Origin of the sequence: Pseudoalteromonas fenneropenaei (assembly GCF_042643375.1) — a bacterium.
In the GTDB taxonomy this organism is placed as follows: domain Bacteria; phylum Pseudomonadota; class Gammaproteobacteria; order Enterobacterales; family Alteromonadaceae; genus Pseudoalteromonas; species Pseudoalteromonas fenneropenaei.
In genome coordinates this window covers 100,762-116,510 of sequence record NZ_JBHRSD010000006.1, presented here as the reverse complement: position 1 = coordinate 116,510, position 15,749 = coordinate 100,762, and the positions used below count along the sequence as shown (strand labels likewise).

Sequence of the window (15,749 nt, the reverse complement as noted above, 5' to 3'; positions counted from 1 at the left end):
ACGCAAGCTGCAGTTACTTGACTGACGCTTGATTAAGGTTTAGTGGTTTTAGTACTAAAACGCGCAACCAGTTCATGAAGATTCTGTGCTGTCGCAGCTTGCTGCCCATTGGCTTGCAAAACCTGCACGATCCCATTACTCCCTTCGCGGGCTAGATCAGCAATATTGGTCACTTGCTGATTAATTTCGTCTGACACCGCCGCCTGCTGGGCAACTGCACTGGCAATCGTAGTAGCGCGAGATTGAATATCAGCAATTGCTTCCCGCACTTGGATTAAACAATCCGCACTGGTCGCAATTTGCATTAATCCATGCTGCGCTTCTTCTTTGCCTTGGTCCGCAATACTCACCGCAGCTTGAGCACCTTCGGTCAATTCTTTGATAATGGCATAAATTTCATGGGTCGATTGCTGAGTGCGCTGCGCCAAATGGCGTACTTCGTCCGCTACGACAGCAAAACCTCGTCCTTGCTCGCCAGCGCGTGCCGCTTCTATCGCCGCATTGAGTGCAAGTAAATTCGTTTGTTCCGCGATATGTTCAATGATTTGCGCAGCCTCCGCTATTTTTGCAGTTTGCGCACTCACTCCATGTACAGAGGCGCCAATTTCTCGCACTGTTTCCGCCAATTTGCTAATCGCCTCAGCTGTGCTCTCTCCATAGCGATTACTCTGCGACGCCAATGCCTCGCCTTGGCCCGCAGCCTGAGCCGTTTGTTGGATATGAGTAGCGACGTCGTGAATGCTAGCACTCATTTGCGTCATTGCAGCTGCGACTTGTTCAGTTTCACTTTGCTGTCGCTGAATCTGCAAACTGGCTTGCTGGCTAAGTTGTTTGGTGTTCTCAGCCCCAACCGCAACTTGCTCCGCGCCATCACTTAAGCGCGCTAAAACGGTTTCAAGATGGGCGCGCGCACTTTGAATACGCACGTCAAGTTCCGCTTTAACTCCGCGGAATTCACTGTATACGGCCATCGCAACTGGGTCACAAAAACTATGGGCGAATAATTGGCTTAACTCGGCCATGTCTTTACGACGGCGCTGCCAGTGCAGTAGATTACAAATGACCAATAACAGTGCTAATAGCGCCGCAGCCGCAATCGGCTGCCATTGCCAAAGCATTACACAAAAGGCTAACATCATGGCTATTAAAGCCATCGCTTGGGTGGCTTTTGGCACTTTGAAGTTAGCGGATTTCCCATCATGTAGCTGTTGATATAACTTGCTGGCTTTTGCCACTTGTTGTTTTGTTGGCTTCACTCGCACCGACTCATAACCAACCACGCGGCCGCGCTCAGTTACGGGCATAACATAAGCATTTACCCAATAAAAATCGCCGTTTTTACAGCGATTTTTTACAATCCCCATCCACGGCCTGCCCGCTTTCAGCTCTTGCCACATCATCCGAAACGCAGCTTCCGGCATATCGGGATGGCGCACTATATTGTGCGGTTGGCCAATCAGCTCAGTGCGTGCAAAACCGCTAATTTTTACAAAATGATCATTACAGCTAACAATATTGCCCTGTAGATCGGTGACAGAAATTAACTGGGTTGATGAGTCAAAATGTTGCTCATGCGGTGTGATAGGTAAGTTGCGACGCACAACAATTTCCTTATTACAATTAGATGACAGCAGGATAAATGGCTGGCACCTTAGTTATTTAACCTTACATTTTCAATGGATATTTTATCATGTTCCAGAAATTGCGAATAAAGTATGGTTTTCGCTTTTTTCGATTGCAGAGATTGATCCATTGTTAGATGACTTACGTTGTTATCCTCTTGTAAAATGATGCCATCTACCCTTCAACATTGCTCAAAGGAGCCAGCGTGTCTCGATTTTCAGCCATCACAGATAATCCTCACCAACGCGGATTCAGCCAAAAGACCGGCATACTTATCACTAATCTTGGTAGCCCTGACGCCCCTACAACCAGTGCTGTGCGCCGCTATTTGCGAGAATTTTTGTCCGACCCTCGAGTTGTGGAAATCCCTCGCCTACTGTGGCTAATTATCCTGCACGGCATCATTTTGCGTATTCGTCCGGCTAAGTCTGCGAAGAATTATCAAAAAATATGGACTGAGCAAGGTGCTCCTCTTATCACCATCACACAAGCTCAACAGCAAAAGTTACAGCAACACCTAATCCGCTTAGGGCATCAAGATGTGATTGTCGAAATGGCCATGCGCTATGGCAATCCCTCAATTGAAAGTGGCTTGACTAAGCTGCGCGAGCAAGGTGTAACGAAGATTGTTGTATTACCTTTGTACCCGCAATATTCAGGCGCAACAACAGGCTCAACATTTGATGCCGTCAGTAGAGTACTGCGTAGTTGGCGCTGGGTACCTGAATTGCACTTTATCAATGGCTATCATCAACAACCCGACTACATTGAAGCTTTAGCAAACTCCATCGCCGAGGATTTAACTGCTAACGGCACCCCTGACAAACTGGTGTTTTCGTATCATGGTACACCAAAACAGTTTTTAAACTGGGGCGACCCTTACTACTGTTTTTGTATGCAAACAACTCGATTAGTGAGTGAACGCTTACAATTACCGGAAGGATTGGCGGTATCCACGTTCCAAAGCCGCTTTGGTAAGGCTGAATGGTTACAACCATATACTGATGTCACTTTAACTGAGTTTGCCAAGCAAGGTATTGATAATGTAGCGATATTAAGCCCAGCCTTCAGCGCGGATTGTTTAGAGACACTGGAAGAACTAGAAGAGGAAAATCGCGAAACCTTTATGCATGCTGGCGGTAAACACTACCGTTATATCAAAGCACTTAATGACCGTGAAGACCACATTGCCGCATTAGCGAAGCTAGTTATTCCTTATTTATCTAATAAAGCGTGACATTTGTCGTATTTCGAAATGCCGCAAATTTGCTATGCTAAGGTAAAAATTAGGCGAGCAGACAAAGTGTTGGAATGCTTTCGTTATACTCCAGGGTGGTTAATTACCACCCTGGCAACTTGGACAGCAGTTGCGTCATTGAGCCTCTTAGACAGTCGTAACTCATCATCTTGGTGGGTGCTATTTACCTTACATTGTGCTTTGTTACCTGCCTTATTGTTTGTAACCAATGAAACTCGTCAACATTTCAGTTTAGCAAGTCGCTATACTGGGCTGGGTATTGCGGTCGCGCTACTCGTTGCGCTACTACTGCAAGAAGACAACAGTATCATATTGATTTACAGCATTATGCTCAGTGCAATTTTGGCGTTTTATCTACCTAAGTGGGCATATTATAGTTATATCCCGGCCTTTTTAGGCCTCTATTTGCTGGCACAGGCATTTTACTGGCACAATGGCTGGCGATGGGTCGATGTAGCGTTATTTGGTTGCTTCCATCTTTTTGCCTTAGTACTCAGCGAGCGCATGAACCAGGAGCAACAAGCCAAAGAAAACCTCCAGCTTGCCAACAATCAGTTAGCAGCAACCAGCCATTTGCTCAGCCAAGCAGCAGCTGAGCGAGAGCGTATTAGCCTCGCTCGAGAGCTCCATGATGATGTCGGGCATCATCTTACCAGCCTTATTTTGATGCTAGATGTCGCACGCCGTACCCACCCACAAGACGACAACTTAGCCCTCTGTTATCAGCAAGCTAGAAGCTGCCTGACCAGTGTACGTGAAGTGGTCAGCGACAAACGCCAGCTGCAGCCTGTGGCTATCCAAACCACATTGAAGGAGTTGACCCGCAATTTACCGAATTTAACGGTCACTTTGGACATAGCCTCAGATCTTAAAGTTGAGGATTTAAATCAGGCACATTGCCTGCTGCGCACCTGTCAGGAGGCGATCACTAATGCTTTAAAACACAGCCAAGCGAGCTTAGTTAATATCAAGATTGTCCAAACAGCAGATGACATTGTCGCCACTATTGCAGATAACGGTGGCCACTGCCCTAGCTTGGTCAACCCCGGCAATGGTTTGCTGGGCTTGGCTGAGCGAGCTTCTGCTTGTAACGCTGAACTGAGTTGGAACTGCACGCAAGCTCGTTGTTTTCAGTTGGTACTGCGTATAAAGCTGTAATTTCGGTGTTTTGGGGAACTAGGGCAATGTTTATCACGTTACGATTAAATGTAAGGACAGCTAAATGAATCACAAACTTAAAGTGCATCTGGTGGACGATCAGGCATTATTTCGTCAAGGATTGCAGGCGTTGCTGGCGCTGTCGCAATCACTTGTGGTCAGCGGGAGTGCATCAGATGGTAAAGCGTTTTTACAGCAACTACAGAGCAATACTGTGGATGCCGATGTGATCTTGTTGGACATGCGCATGCCGGAGCTAAGTGGTGCAGAAGTGTTAGAGCAAATGCAGCTACAAAACCTCATGCGCCCTTGTGTGATCCTCACCACCTTTGACGACACCCAACAGCTGCGGCGCGCCATGCAAGCTGGCGCTAAAGGTTGTCTGCTCAAAGATATCGCTTTAGAAGCTTTAGAAAATGCGCTGCACCAAGTCTGCCGGGGTGAAGTCGTGATCCAGCCAACGCTGGCCAGCTCACTTTTCAATCAACACACACTGCCATTGCTGGAACAACTTACTGAGCGGGAACGAGAGATTTTGGCGTTAATTGCGCATGGTAAGTCCAACAAAGAGATAGCAGCATTGTTGTTTAAAGCGGAAGGTACAGTGCGCAATCAAGTGTCTAATGTACTTGCCAAATTACAGGTTCGTGATCGCACCCAAGCCACGCTACGAGCTTATGAACTAGGGTTAGTTAAGTAGCCCAACCTACACCGTGCCGTTTTTACCGCTTAGCCCTGTAGCGTCAAATGGCTGGCACTCTTGCTTCAACATCGCAATACATTTATCTAACCTTTGTGCTTTGCTGAAATAGAAACCTTGCACAAAATGACAGCCAAAACGCTGCAATAACTGGAGCTGCATATCAGTCTCTACACCCTCAGCAATAACAGCGATACCCAACTGCGAGGCTATTTGAATCAGGCCACTGATCATCACTTGTTTAGCTTGATCAGCCAGCAGACTATCCACAAATGACTTATCAATTTTTAAGAAGTCGACCTGATTTTCTATGAGGTTACTGAGCGAAGAATATCCCGTGCAGAAGTCATCCAGCGCTATTTGCACACCCAAAGCCCGCAGTTTTTCTAAGATATGCCAAGTGTAACTATTAGTTGCAATGGATTCGGTTACTTCTAAAGTAATGCTGTTTGGTGCGATACCAGCCTGTGCAATCGCGTTAGCTACTTGCTCAACTTGATTATTGCTGACTTTAAATTCATTCACAGAACGATTTATCGAGATGCTTACTTGGGTAAAACCCGCGCGGTGAATTTCGGCCAAATCGCGACAACTACGCTCAAGCACAAACTGGCCTATAAGGTGAATAAAACCAAACTCTTCGGCAAGAGGAATAAACTGCCCAGGCGGGATAACACCAAACTCCGCGTCATGCCAGCGGGCTAAAGCCTCAAACTTGGTGATTTTGCCCGAGTAACAGTCGACGATTGGTTGATAGTGAACCTCTAAAGTGCCATCTTTCAATGCTTGCTTAAGCTTATGCTTTAGCTCTATTTTTTGTAGATAAGCGGCTTGAATTTGCTGACTGTGCAAGGCCACACTACCGACATTAGTCTTCTTTGCACTCGACATAGCATGCGCAGAATTACGTAGTAAGGTCGCAGCATTGGTTGCCGTACCTTCTTCCAACTGTGCAACCCCGATACTTGCGGTAATTTCGATGGTGAGCTCATTAAACACATATGGCTGACGAAGCTTTTCACTCAGCTTTTGCGCGACACTCATGGCGCTATCAACATTGGAGTGACTAAGTAAAATCACGAATTCATCACCGCCATAACGACAAACCATATCCAACTGACGAACGCTGTTTCGTAATCGTTTCGCTACCGATACTAGTACCCTATCACCAGTTTCTGGGCCAAATACGTCATTGACTTCCTTAAAGCGGTCAAGGCCGATAAATAACAAAGTACAAGGAGTATGATGACTACGCGCCTCTGAAATGCTCACTTCCAGCGCATCCATAAAGCTACGGCGGTTAAGCAAACCGGTTAAAGGCTCATGATTCGCATAAAAGGTCAGCTGCGCCTCGGTTCGTTTCCAATCCGTAATATCGCGGAAAATCGCCACATAGTTACTTATTTCCCCGATGTCATTTTTAACCACAGTAAGAGTCAATTCCTCCGGAAAAATTTGGCCATTTTTACGGCGATTATAAATTTCGCCTTTCCAAGTACCGTGCTGAAGTAACTGTTCCCACATTTTGCGGTAAAAGCGCCCATCCTGCAGACCTGACGATAATACTTTCGGATCTTTACCACAGAGCTCATCCGCCGTATAACCTGTAAGCGTCTCAAAGGTCTGATTGATCATGATGATTTTATTCTCTGCGTCACAAATCATGATGGCTTCGTTGGCGTTTTCAAATACGACGTTGGTGAGCTCAAGCTGTTGGTTTAAAGAGGTGATGTAAGTCACATCTTGAATCGTGGCATTAAACACGATTTCGTTGTCTTCGGCTTGCTCGACTTGACCAACAATATGGAATAAACCACGTTGTTGATTATGTAGGCGATGCAATACCGAAATATCAACATGGCGCACCATGCCAGCTTTGATTTGTTTAAACAACCTTTGCACACGCTGTGCGTCCAACTCAGTCAGGCTATTTAAAAACGTAGCGAGACTTGGCGAGGCCTCAGGTTTGAGCATCAGCCTTGGCATTTCATAGCTAAACCAATGGCGATTGACATTTACTTGCCATGACCAAGAACAGAGTTTAGCAATACGTTCACCTTTAGTAAGGTGATTGAGTAACGCATCTTGCTGCGCCATTTCAAGATTATGGTTGAGCTCAGCACCAACTAAATGGCTCAATTCTTGAAACCAAATTTTATCGTCTTCTGAAATTACCGGACAGATCTCAAACAAACAGACCATTATACCTATCGGCTTATGATCTAACGCCCTCAGTGTCACTCCTAAATAACCATCAACATTCAACACTCGCAACGCTTCATCATCGCTATAACGCTGTTGAATACAAGAATCAATCAGGCAAATACTATGGCTGTCTTTGGCGTCCCGGCAGGGCGTACCACGCAGTTCATAGACAATATTATCTATCAACTCACCGTGTTCACTATGTACAACGGTTTTTACTTTTTCACCGTTTTCTACAAACTTACCTATCATGCACACTTTGGCACCAAAGCGCTTGTACATCATTTCCACAGCAAACTCGTAGCGAGCGCTACTGCTGGGTAGGTTATAAAAGTGACTAAATGATAAGGTCATAGATGAACACAGTACGTTAGTTGAGAAATTAGGTTACATTAGATTAATAATTTACATTACCACAGTATCGCTATTCCTAGCCCAGATCAATAAAAGAGTGAGTAATAAATATTTCATGATATTTCGCACAAGTGTTTGCTCAATATTACATTTTTTTACTGGTCAAAAGCCACCGAATAAGGGGAAAATGGTACATTATTGGTCTGTGAGGTTGATATGAAGCATTTTTTATTATTAGTAACTGCAAGTATGTTGGTAGCCTGCGCCCATCATGATGATGTTCGGCCAAGTGCACAAAACTCTCATTATGTAGTAGTAAACTCGCAGCAGCGCGATGAAGGCATTCAGGATGCGCTCAAACAGGCGCGCCACTATTGCCAAAGCCTGAAAGCGAAGATGTATGTCCTCAATGAAACTGTCAGTTATGAAGGGAGCCAACCTGAAGCGGATTACCTCGCTGCGTTAAAAACCGCCGAGATAGTCTCAGGCGTAGGCACAGCGTTGTGGATCTTTGGCGATGGTCGAGTTGATGACGCAGGGGCAATTGCATCCGTTGCAGGCAACTCTGCAGAGCACGCCATGGGTAGGCCTTATGTCACCAAAATCAACTTTAAATGTGATATGTAGCTTTTGTGCAGCTAAAAAAGGTACAGGCGCGTAGCGTTGGACCTATTCTGTTAAAACCGTACAATGTGGTTCTTTTGCTTGCTGCGGTTTTAACCTTAAGTAAATTCCTTTACACTTATCAGCATTCCCAACATTGAATGGTTGACATGAAAAAGCCTCGCTCTGTTCATCCTTTGGTTTCGCAACTATCGCTAGCCATGCTTGCTTTAGCTATGCTCTGGATGCTCGCGTCCGATAAAGAAATATTAGTGGTCGGCAATGCGCTAGTATTGGTTTACGTGGTTTATGCGCTCGCCAGTTGCGTTGTGCGTGCCAAAGAAAAGCACAAAAACCATCACCGTCACTAATTAACTACTGTTACTTCCGCTTAGCAGGCAATAAGGCGGGAGCCAAAGTTGCGCCATCACCATCGGGTTGGTTGAATAAAGTTAACCCCATTACCTGCGCAAGAGTTGGGTAGACATCAAGATTCTCCACCACAGGCAACACTAAACCGGTTTTAAATGCTGGCCCCGCAGCGATAAAAATAGCGTCCATGGTATCTGCATCAACATAACCATGAATACCAAGATCAGTAAGTTTTTCATTACCTTTAAACACTCTTGGGGGCTGAGTTTCTAAAATGATGTCTGGAATTCGACTGCTATTTTGGTAATGCAGAGCAGCCAATTGCTCATCGCTTAACACCTTAAAACGACCTTTTGCCGCCGCTTTTAGCAACTCAATTTGTTTGGCCTTATCAACTTTCGCATCAGATTTTGCGTACAACAACAACCGAGATTCTGAGTTTTTCACCAACCAGCGGTTTGATATCGGAAGACTTGGATAGCTGATGGCTTTTTTGGGATCAATCTGCGCCATGCCATGATCAGATACAATCACTAAATTCACCGCAAAAGGCAGCGTTTGCAAGTCAGCGTAGAGCAGACCTATTAGTGCGTCGAGCTCCAGTACTGCCTGTTTAGTCTGCTCACTATCAGGGCCATAGCGATGACCTATGGTATCGACGAGTGAAAAATAACCTGCCACAAATGTCGGCCTTAAGCCATTTGGTAACCGCAGCCACTGCATTATCTGCTCAACCCGCTGCGAATAATCCGCATGTTGTGAATAATAGTAATAATAATCGGGCACCATACCGTTGATCCGCGCTTCGGATTCCGGCCAAAAATAGGTCGCTGATTTTAAGCCATTCATTTTGACTAAATTCCACAGCGGAATACCACTTACCCAACTACTGTCGGTTTTCCCCATGCCCATTTGATAACACTGCAGCTGACGCGCACTATCGCAGAATTCGTTATCAATAATGCCATGGTTGACAGGCAGCAAGCCGGTTACCATTGACAAATGATTAGGGAAAGTTTTTGTTGGATAAACGGGTTGCATACGTTTGGCGCGTACACCTTTATCTGCTATCGCAGCTAAGTTTTTCGCCGCAAATTTCTCGATGTAGTCCCAACGAAAACCATCCAAAGAAATCAATACAACATGCTGCTGGAGAGGTGCTGGCACCAGCGGCGCACGTCCATCAAGTGTCGTCGATGCAACACAACAAAATGTAATTAACCCAGCGAAGAAAATGGAGATGGACCGAGTCAACTGCTTTAGCAGAACCATAGTGTTCCCTAATAACAAAAACGTCAGTGTACCGCGAATATCGTACAAACGCACAATATTGCCGAGAAAATTGTGTAAAGTTAGTCACTTTTACATCAATTTATTGAAAGTTCGTTACTGCGTATATGCTGCTACCAAGGATACAAAGCCATCGGAGTTTTGTTCCAACTGCTGGCGCTTCAGAAAACGTAATTTTTGTTCACGACGATGTTGACTACACCATACGAATTCGCTTGGATCAGCACTTTTACTACGACATCGTTCGGGAAGTTGATAATAGCTTTCCCACTGCGTTTGTTGCATTGCATCTTGAAATACGACGCCTGCGATAGTGAGGTTTACATTGCTTTTTACAAGGATCTCCGAATTTATCTTCAGCAAACTCTCTGGCGTGTAAACACAATGCCGCTGCAATAGCATATCCAGCTGCTGACGTCGCTGTTCTTGCGCAAACTCATGTGACGCTTGATTATCACTAATCACGGTCAGCAAATCTCTTTGGTAGGTTAATTTGTTACAGCTAATTGATTGAGCTTGATCATCTAATGCGAACAATGGCGCGCTGCAAAGTAATAATGCAAAGGTCCCTAGTAATTTCATGACACTTCCTGTGACGGTATTTTCAAGCGCTCAGGATACTCGATATACAAAGATTTACGAGATCTGCGACCTGTCATTATTGAAAAACACACATTTATGATTTAACTAAGAATAAAAAAATACATGTAATTCAATCAAATAAAAAATCTACCAAATGAAAATATCGTATTCCCTCACCTATCTTTCAGCTAAAACAACAGCAACTATGGTAAAAGTCTCACAAATTCCTATGGATTTTCACGGCACTTGCTGGTTTTTATTTTACTCTTCATCCAAACTGGTGCTTTATTCACCTCCTCCAAAATTCATGGATGATCATCATGCAAAAATTATTGCACTTTTCTGCGCTGATAGGCGTGTTAAATTTTTTGACTGGCCGCTCTCATACAAACATCGAAGGATCTCATGTGGCAGCGTGCCAAGACACTTTGTATCAATACCTTAAGGCTAGAGATAATGGCAGCGCAGCACAGTATGGCAGTTTATTCACACCTGACGCCACATTTGCAGTTCCTGCTTTGCAAATTGAACTCAAAGGTAAAGAGGCAATTGTTACACGCCAACAAGCCGCCATTAAAACCGACAAGACCATGCACAATCTGACTTCCAGTGAAATAAGCATTAATGACGAAGGCAAGATCACCGCCCTTTCGCATTTTATTTTACTTAAGCGCTCTTATCAGCAGCCTCCAAACAAGCAACTCGAAGTCTTCAACGGTCGCTACCTTGATGTTTTAGAAATAAAAAACGCGCAATGTTTGATCAAGGAACGAGTCGTCCTGATAGATCGTAAGGAACAATGGCGACTTTAAAAATACTTGCTTTGCATTTTTTGAGTATCAACGCATGCTTGCTATGGCAACCTTTGAGGTATTACAAGCAAAACCCGCTTATTCATCCAATTTTTTCGCTCGCACATCTAAGCAAGCTTTCCTCACATCGATTCAATGCGCAGATCCTGATTAGAAAGTCTCAGCTGTACTCGAATGACCTGAATAAAAAACCTGCAACTCAGTCATGCGAACTGATTTATTTTTAGACAGCAACATCAATGCGTTATAGAGATCGACAGTGTTATTCTCGACACGATAAACAAGCGATTTTGAACCGCTTTTGGCAACAATCATATTTGCAATTTCAGGTACTGAATTATCATGCAGCTCGACTACAATTTCACCAGTCACTCGTCCAAATTGTGCTGTAGATAAGTTTTCTACCTTATCTCCTTTGAGCAACGGCAATTTACTTACCTTAACTTTGTCCATGCCCACTTTCAAAGTTAGGCCCTCAAAAAGGTCCAAGCACCTTGATTTATCTGGACATTTTATTTCAACCACACTTTCTTCGCTCGAAGGAGGTACAGCTGCAGCACCATCAGCTTTAGCTGGCTTCGCCTGACTTTCCTCTAAACCCTTTATTTTACAACCAGTTATCAATAAAGATAAAAAGCAAACAATTAATGTTAATTTTTTCATAAGTAAATATTTACCTTTCATTGCAAAATATTTTTGAAAATAGGCACAGACTCCTGCTATGTTAACATTCGAATCACAACAACCCAAACAACAAATTGGTGAAAAAATGATAAAAACAACTCGAATCACGCTCATCGCCGCGTCAGTTGTAGCAGCCCTTGGCAGCACAGCAAATGCGCAGTTCATCAACACCCAATCTTTAGTTCATAACAGCACTGCCGTTACGCAGGACCAGAATCAACAAATCAGAGCTGCGCAACAAGCACTCGCAGCAAAGCCAACTAAATCAGGAATGGCAAGTTCATTTGATGCCGATTTAGGTAAAGCGACTTTCGTTTGGGCTCCATCTGATTATGTAAAACCAAACTTCACTGGCATTGCTAAAGCTGACCAAGCAAAATTTTCTGCGAATTTCTACTTGCACCAGTTAACTGGTTTAAGTGTAGCGAAATCTGGCGACTCGGACGCAACCTTGGTCAATTTCCACGAAGCGAAGAAAGGCCCTAGCATTGCAAAATACAAGCAATCTGTTGCGGGTGTTGAAGTGTTTAATCGTGAATTCAATATCATGATGGACAAAGAGCTAAACTTAGTTGCCGCGTCAGGTTATCTCTCGACCAATAAATTGGCTAATGGCGCCAATCCTCAGTTTGCTCACTTTGGTGATGCGCAAGATGCCATTCGCGTAGCGGCTAGTAATTTAGGCGTGAGCGACAATGCCATTCATTTATCAGGGAAAAAAGTTGAAGGCGATTACGTTAGCTTCCAAGCTGACTTCGGTAAAGACAAAGCAGGTTTTGCACCGCGTGCTAAAAAAGTCTTTTTTGATGATGGTTCACGCCTAATTGCCGCACACTATGTGGAAGTAGAAGTAACAAAAGCCAATAGTGTTGAAACTGAAGCGTTCGGTTTTGTTATCAGCGCAGACAACAATAAAGTGCTTCTTAAGAACGACTTAGTCGCTCACAGTAACGATTACACTTACCGAGTTTATGCCAAACCAGACGGTTACCCAATGGAAGGCCCACACGGCGATGTTATTCCAAAAATTGACAACGATCCGGACAAAACTGAGATCTTAGCCGCGCCGTTAGTGACACTCGCTAACTACAGTAAAATTAGCACTCAAGATCCATGGCTACCAGAGGGCGCAACAATTACCTCAGGTAATAACGTCTTCGCTTATGCTGACGTTGTTGCGCCAGATGGCTTTACTGAGGGCGACTTTACTGCTGAAACAACTTCAGCGATGACTTTTGACTATCAATTAGATGGCTCACAAACAGCTAACAGCATGCATAATCGTAAAGCGGCGATTGTGAACTTGTTCTACATGACCAACTTCTTGCATGACTTCTTCTACGACTATGGTTTTGATGAAGCAGCAGGTAATGCGCAGCTTTCCAACTACGAGCGTGGCGGTGCTGAGGGCGACCCTCTACATGTGCAGGCGCAAGACTATTTAGGCCTTAATAACGCCAATATGAGCACGCCATCTGACGGTCGCAGCCCTCGTATGCAACAATACTTATGGACTAGCAAAGATGCCAAAGTGGGCGAAGATTATGCAGTAACAGTAACTTCTCCAAGTAATATTGGTTTGTTGCAGTCAACTCAAATCGCCTCATATGGTCCACGTCAATATAACTTCAGTGGCGAAGTGGTACGTATCAATGATGGTACTGCAACGCCGCATGCAGGGTGCGAAACAGCAATTAACGCTGCCGATGTGGCTGGCAAAATTGCCATTATTGACCGCGGTGCCTGTGCGTTTGTACTGAAATCGCAGAAGGCGCAAGAAGCAGGTGCAATTGGTGTGCTAATTGTGAATAACGTCGATAATGGCGCGCCAGCACCTATGGGTGGTGAGGCTGATGATGTGTACATTCCATCAATGGGCTTAAATTTCCAAGATGGTAAGAAAATTTACGACTTAATCGATAATGGTCAAGCGGTTACCGTTAATATGATGAATACTTTCCCTCTGAAAGATTCAACCTTCGACAACGGTATTATTGCGCATGAATGGGGTCACTATATCTCTAACCGTTTGGTTGGTAACTCATCTGGTTTAATTAACTTCCAAGGTCGTGCGATGGGCGAAGGCTGGGGTGACTTCCACTCGCTGATGTTCTTAGCGCTAGAATCAGATATGGCGATTGCGGGTAATGACAAGTTCCAACATCCTTATGCGACAGGTACTTATGTTGAGGACTTTACCACAGGTATTCGCCGTGCACCGTATTCGACGGATATGTCGGTTAACCCATTAACCTTTAAACACATCCAAAGTGGTGCCACACCTCCTGGTTTACCACCAACAAGCGTTGCCTCTCCACATGCGCCAGGTGAAATTTGGGCAACTATGCTGTGGGACGTTTATGTCGGACTTATCAACAAACACGGTTTCCAAGAAGCCCAAGACCGTATGGCAACTTACTTGATCTCAGGATACAAAGCGACACCGATTGCACCAACCTATGTTGAAGCACGTGATGCCATTCTTGCGTCTATTTATGCTGCAGATATGGAAGACTTTGAATTGGCATTGGCTGCATTTGCGCGTCGCGGCCTTGGTTTAGGCGCTATTGCTCCGGCACGTTTCAGCACGGACAACGTTGGCGTGACTGAGTCGTACTCAACAGAATTGAGCGCAATTCAGGCACAAAGTGTTAAATTGAACACCAATTTTAACGGTGCTGACGTTGGTTACTGTTCTAACGACAACGTGCTAGATAAAGGTGAAACAGGCACTATTACTGTTGCGGTAAAAAACGCTGGCAAAACGGTGATGAACAATGTTACCGCTAAAGTTGTAGTGACTAGTGGTCAAAACGTGACTTTAGAAAACGACGGTATTATCACCATCGAGAGTATTGCACCATTCGCGACTGTTTCAAGCATGCCGCTCAAAGTAAAACTCAATGATGCAGCTATCGCTGACACGCTGACGTTCGAAGTGACTTTCCCTGAGCAAACCACCGTTGGCGCACCAACGTTGACTGCTGAAACCATGGTTAACTACGACTTTACTTTAAAAGCAAACGATGGTTTGACCGCAACTGCTTCAATGGAAGGGCTAACTGCATTTGCTGACTTTAAAGAGCACGTCATGAAAGGCGGCGAGTTGGCAATGGGTACGCAAGCTGTTGATACTCAAAACACGGCATATTTTGCATCGAAAAACCCAGGTGTGAACTTTGGTGCACAAACTATGTTCTTAGCGAACACTGGCTTTGAATCTGACGTGGGCGTTGAAACTGAGGCATTTGAAGTTGGTTTTGGTCCAGACTTCAGCGTGAGTTTCTGGCACCTGTATATGCTTGAAGCTGGCTGGGATGGTGCGGTAGTGGAAGTGAGTATCAACGGCGGAAACTGGGTTGATGTCACTTCAAGTACAGCTGGTGGTCAATTCGAAGTGGGCTATAACACGGAGAAACTAGAGGACAACTCAGCTCAATCGCTACAAGACAGACCGGTATTCAGTGGTAGAAACTTCGATGGCTCCACGATGTTCGGTAACGTTGAAACTATCCACTTTGGCGAATCGCTAAATGGTCAATTGGTTAAATTCCGTTTCCGTATTTCATCTGACAGCAATACTGCTGATCTTGGCTGGTTTATTGATGATGTGAAGTTCTCAAACTTAGCATCACCGGTATTCCATAAAATGATAGCGGGTGACGTTAACGCGTGTGATAACGTTGCACCATTAGTAACGGTAGCTGCAGAAGTGACGACCAAAGAGTCAGCTAACGTTGATATCGAAGCCATGGCAACTGATCGTAACGGTGACACACTCACTTACGCTTGGACTCAAGTAGAAGGCCCTACGGCTACAGTTAGTGGTGCAAATACCGCGAAGCTGACAGTGACACCACCAAGCATTACTGCTGATGCGGTGCTCAAGTTTGAACTGGCGGTAAGCGATGGTAAAACGACCACCACATCAACCACTGTTGTGAAAGTGACCAACGAAACGCCTGTTACGCCAACTGTACCAACCGTGCCAACGAAGAAGAGCAGTTCAGGTTCGTTAGGCTGGTTTGCAATGCTGTTGGCAGCAGCGGGTCTTATCAGACGTCGTCGCTAATACGCAATAAACCAATATTAGGCCAGCGCACTGCGC

The 15,749-nt window shown here is 44.9% G+C and carries 12 protein-coding genes; 7 read left to right on the top strand and 5 right to left on the bottom strand.

The window, feature by feature from the left end; all coding sequences use genetic code 11:
* Positions 1-32: 32 nt before the first annotated feature.
* The gene (locus ACFOEE_RS03520; protein WP_377120970.1) at positions 33-1,601 is read right to left on the bottom strand and encodes a methyl-accepting chemotaxis protein; all 1,569 of its coding nucleotides are present in this window, start codon (positions 1,599-1,601) and stop codon (positions 33-35) included.
* Positions 1,602-1,828: 227 nt separating this feature from the next.
* On the opposite strand from ACFOEE_RS03520, the gene hemH reads away from it, so the two are divergent.
* The 3 genes from hemH (at position 1,829) to ACFOEE_RS03505 (ending at position 4,739) form a co-directional block, all read left to right on the top strand.
* The gene (hemH, locus tag ACFOEE_RS03515; RefSeq protein WP_377120968.1) at positions 1,829-2,860 is read left to right on the top strand and encodes a ferrochelatase; all 1,032 of its coding nucleotides are present in this window, start codon (positions 1,829-1,831) and stop codon (positions 2,858-2,860) included.
* A 138-nt stretch (positions 2,861-2,998) separates the two neighbouring features.
* A complete protein-coding gene (locus ACFOEE_RS03510) occupies positions 2,999-4,039 on the top strand; it encodes a sensor histidine kinase (RefSeq protein ID WP_377120966.1) in 1,041 nt (346 codons plus the stop codon).
* A 64-nt stretch (positions 4,040-4,103) separates the two neighbouring features.
* Positions 4,104-4,739: a response regulator gene (locus tag ACFOEE_RS03505; RefSeq protein WP_377120964.1), complete on the top strand. Its 636-nt coding sequence runs from the start codon at positions 4,104-4,106 to the stop codon at positions 4,737-4,739.
* A 6-nt stretch (positions 4,740-4,745) separates the two neighbouring features.
* Here the strand turns inward: ACFOEE_RS03505 and ACFOEE_RS03500 are convergent, their stop codons facing one another.
* Positions 4,746-7,298, bottom strand: a complete 2,553-nt coding sequence (locus tag ACFOEE_RS03500; RefSeq protein ID WP_377120962.1) for a putative bifunctional diguanylate cyclase/phosphodiesterase — start codon at positions 7,296-7,298, stop codon at positions 4,746-4,748.
* Positions 7,299-7,514: 216 nt separating this feature from the next.
* On the opposite strand from ACFOEE_RS03500, the gene ACFOEE_RS03495 reads away from it, so the two are divergent.
* Positions 7,515-7,925, top strand: a complete 411-nt coding sequence (locus ACFOEE_RS03495; protein ID WP_377120960.1) for a hypothetical protein — start codon at positions 7,515-7,517, stop codon at positions 7,923-7,925.
* A gap of 146 nt (positions 7,926-8,071) precedes the next feature.
* Complete coding sequence (locus ACFOEE_RS03490; protein WP_377120958.1) at positions 8,072-8,272, top strand: hypothetical protein; 201 nt, start codon at positions 8,072-8,074, stop codon at positions 8,270-8,272.
* Positions 8,273-8,282: 10 nt separating this feature from the next.
* Here ACFOEE_RS03490 and ACFOEE_RS03485 read toward each other — a convergent pair whose 3' ends face one another.
* Entirely contained in the window at positions 8,283-9,545 is a 1,263-nt protein-coding gene (locus tag ACFOEE_RS03485; RefSeq protein WP_377120956.1) for an alkaline phosphatase family protein, read from the bottom strand.
* Between the two features lie 114 nt (positions 9,546-9,659).
* The gene (locus tag ACFOEE_RS03480) at positions 9,660-10,145 is read right to left on the bottom strand and encodes a hypothetical protein (RefSeq protein WP_377120954.1); all 486 of its coding nucleotides are present in this window, start codon (positions 10,143-10,145) and stop codon (positions 9,660-9,662) included.
* Positions 10,146-10,465: 320 nt separating this feature from the next.
* Between ACFOEE_RS03480 and ACFOEE_RS03475 the strand changes: the two genes are divergently transcribed.
* Positions 10,466-10,957: a nuclear transport factor 2 family protein gene (locus ACFOEE_RS03475; protein WP_377120952.1), complete on the top strand. Its 492-nt coding sequence runs from the start codon at positions 10,466-10,468 to the stop codon at positions 10,955-10,957.
* 150 nt (positions 10,958-11,107) lie between these two features.
* On the opposite strand, the gene ACFOEE_RS03470 is transcribed toward ACFOEE_RS03475, so the two are convergent.
* A complete protein-coding gene (locus ACFOEE_RS03470) occupies positions 11,108-11,620 on the bottom strand; it encodes a hypothetical protein (protein ID WP_377120950.1) in 513 nt (170 codons plus the stop codon).
* 106 nt (positions 11,621-11,726) lie between these two features.
* On the opposite strand from ACFOEE_RS03470, the gene ACFOEE_RS03465 reads away from it, so the two are divergent.
* Positions 11,727-15,713, top strand: coding sequence for a rhombosortase-dependent M36 family metallopeptidase (locus ACFOEE_RS03465; protein WP_377120948.1), 3,987 nt, complete (start codon positions 11,727-11,729; stop codon positions 15,711-15,713).
* Positions 15,714-15,749: the final 36 nt, after the last annotated feature.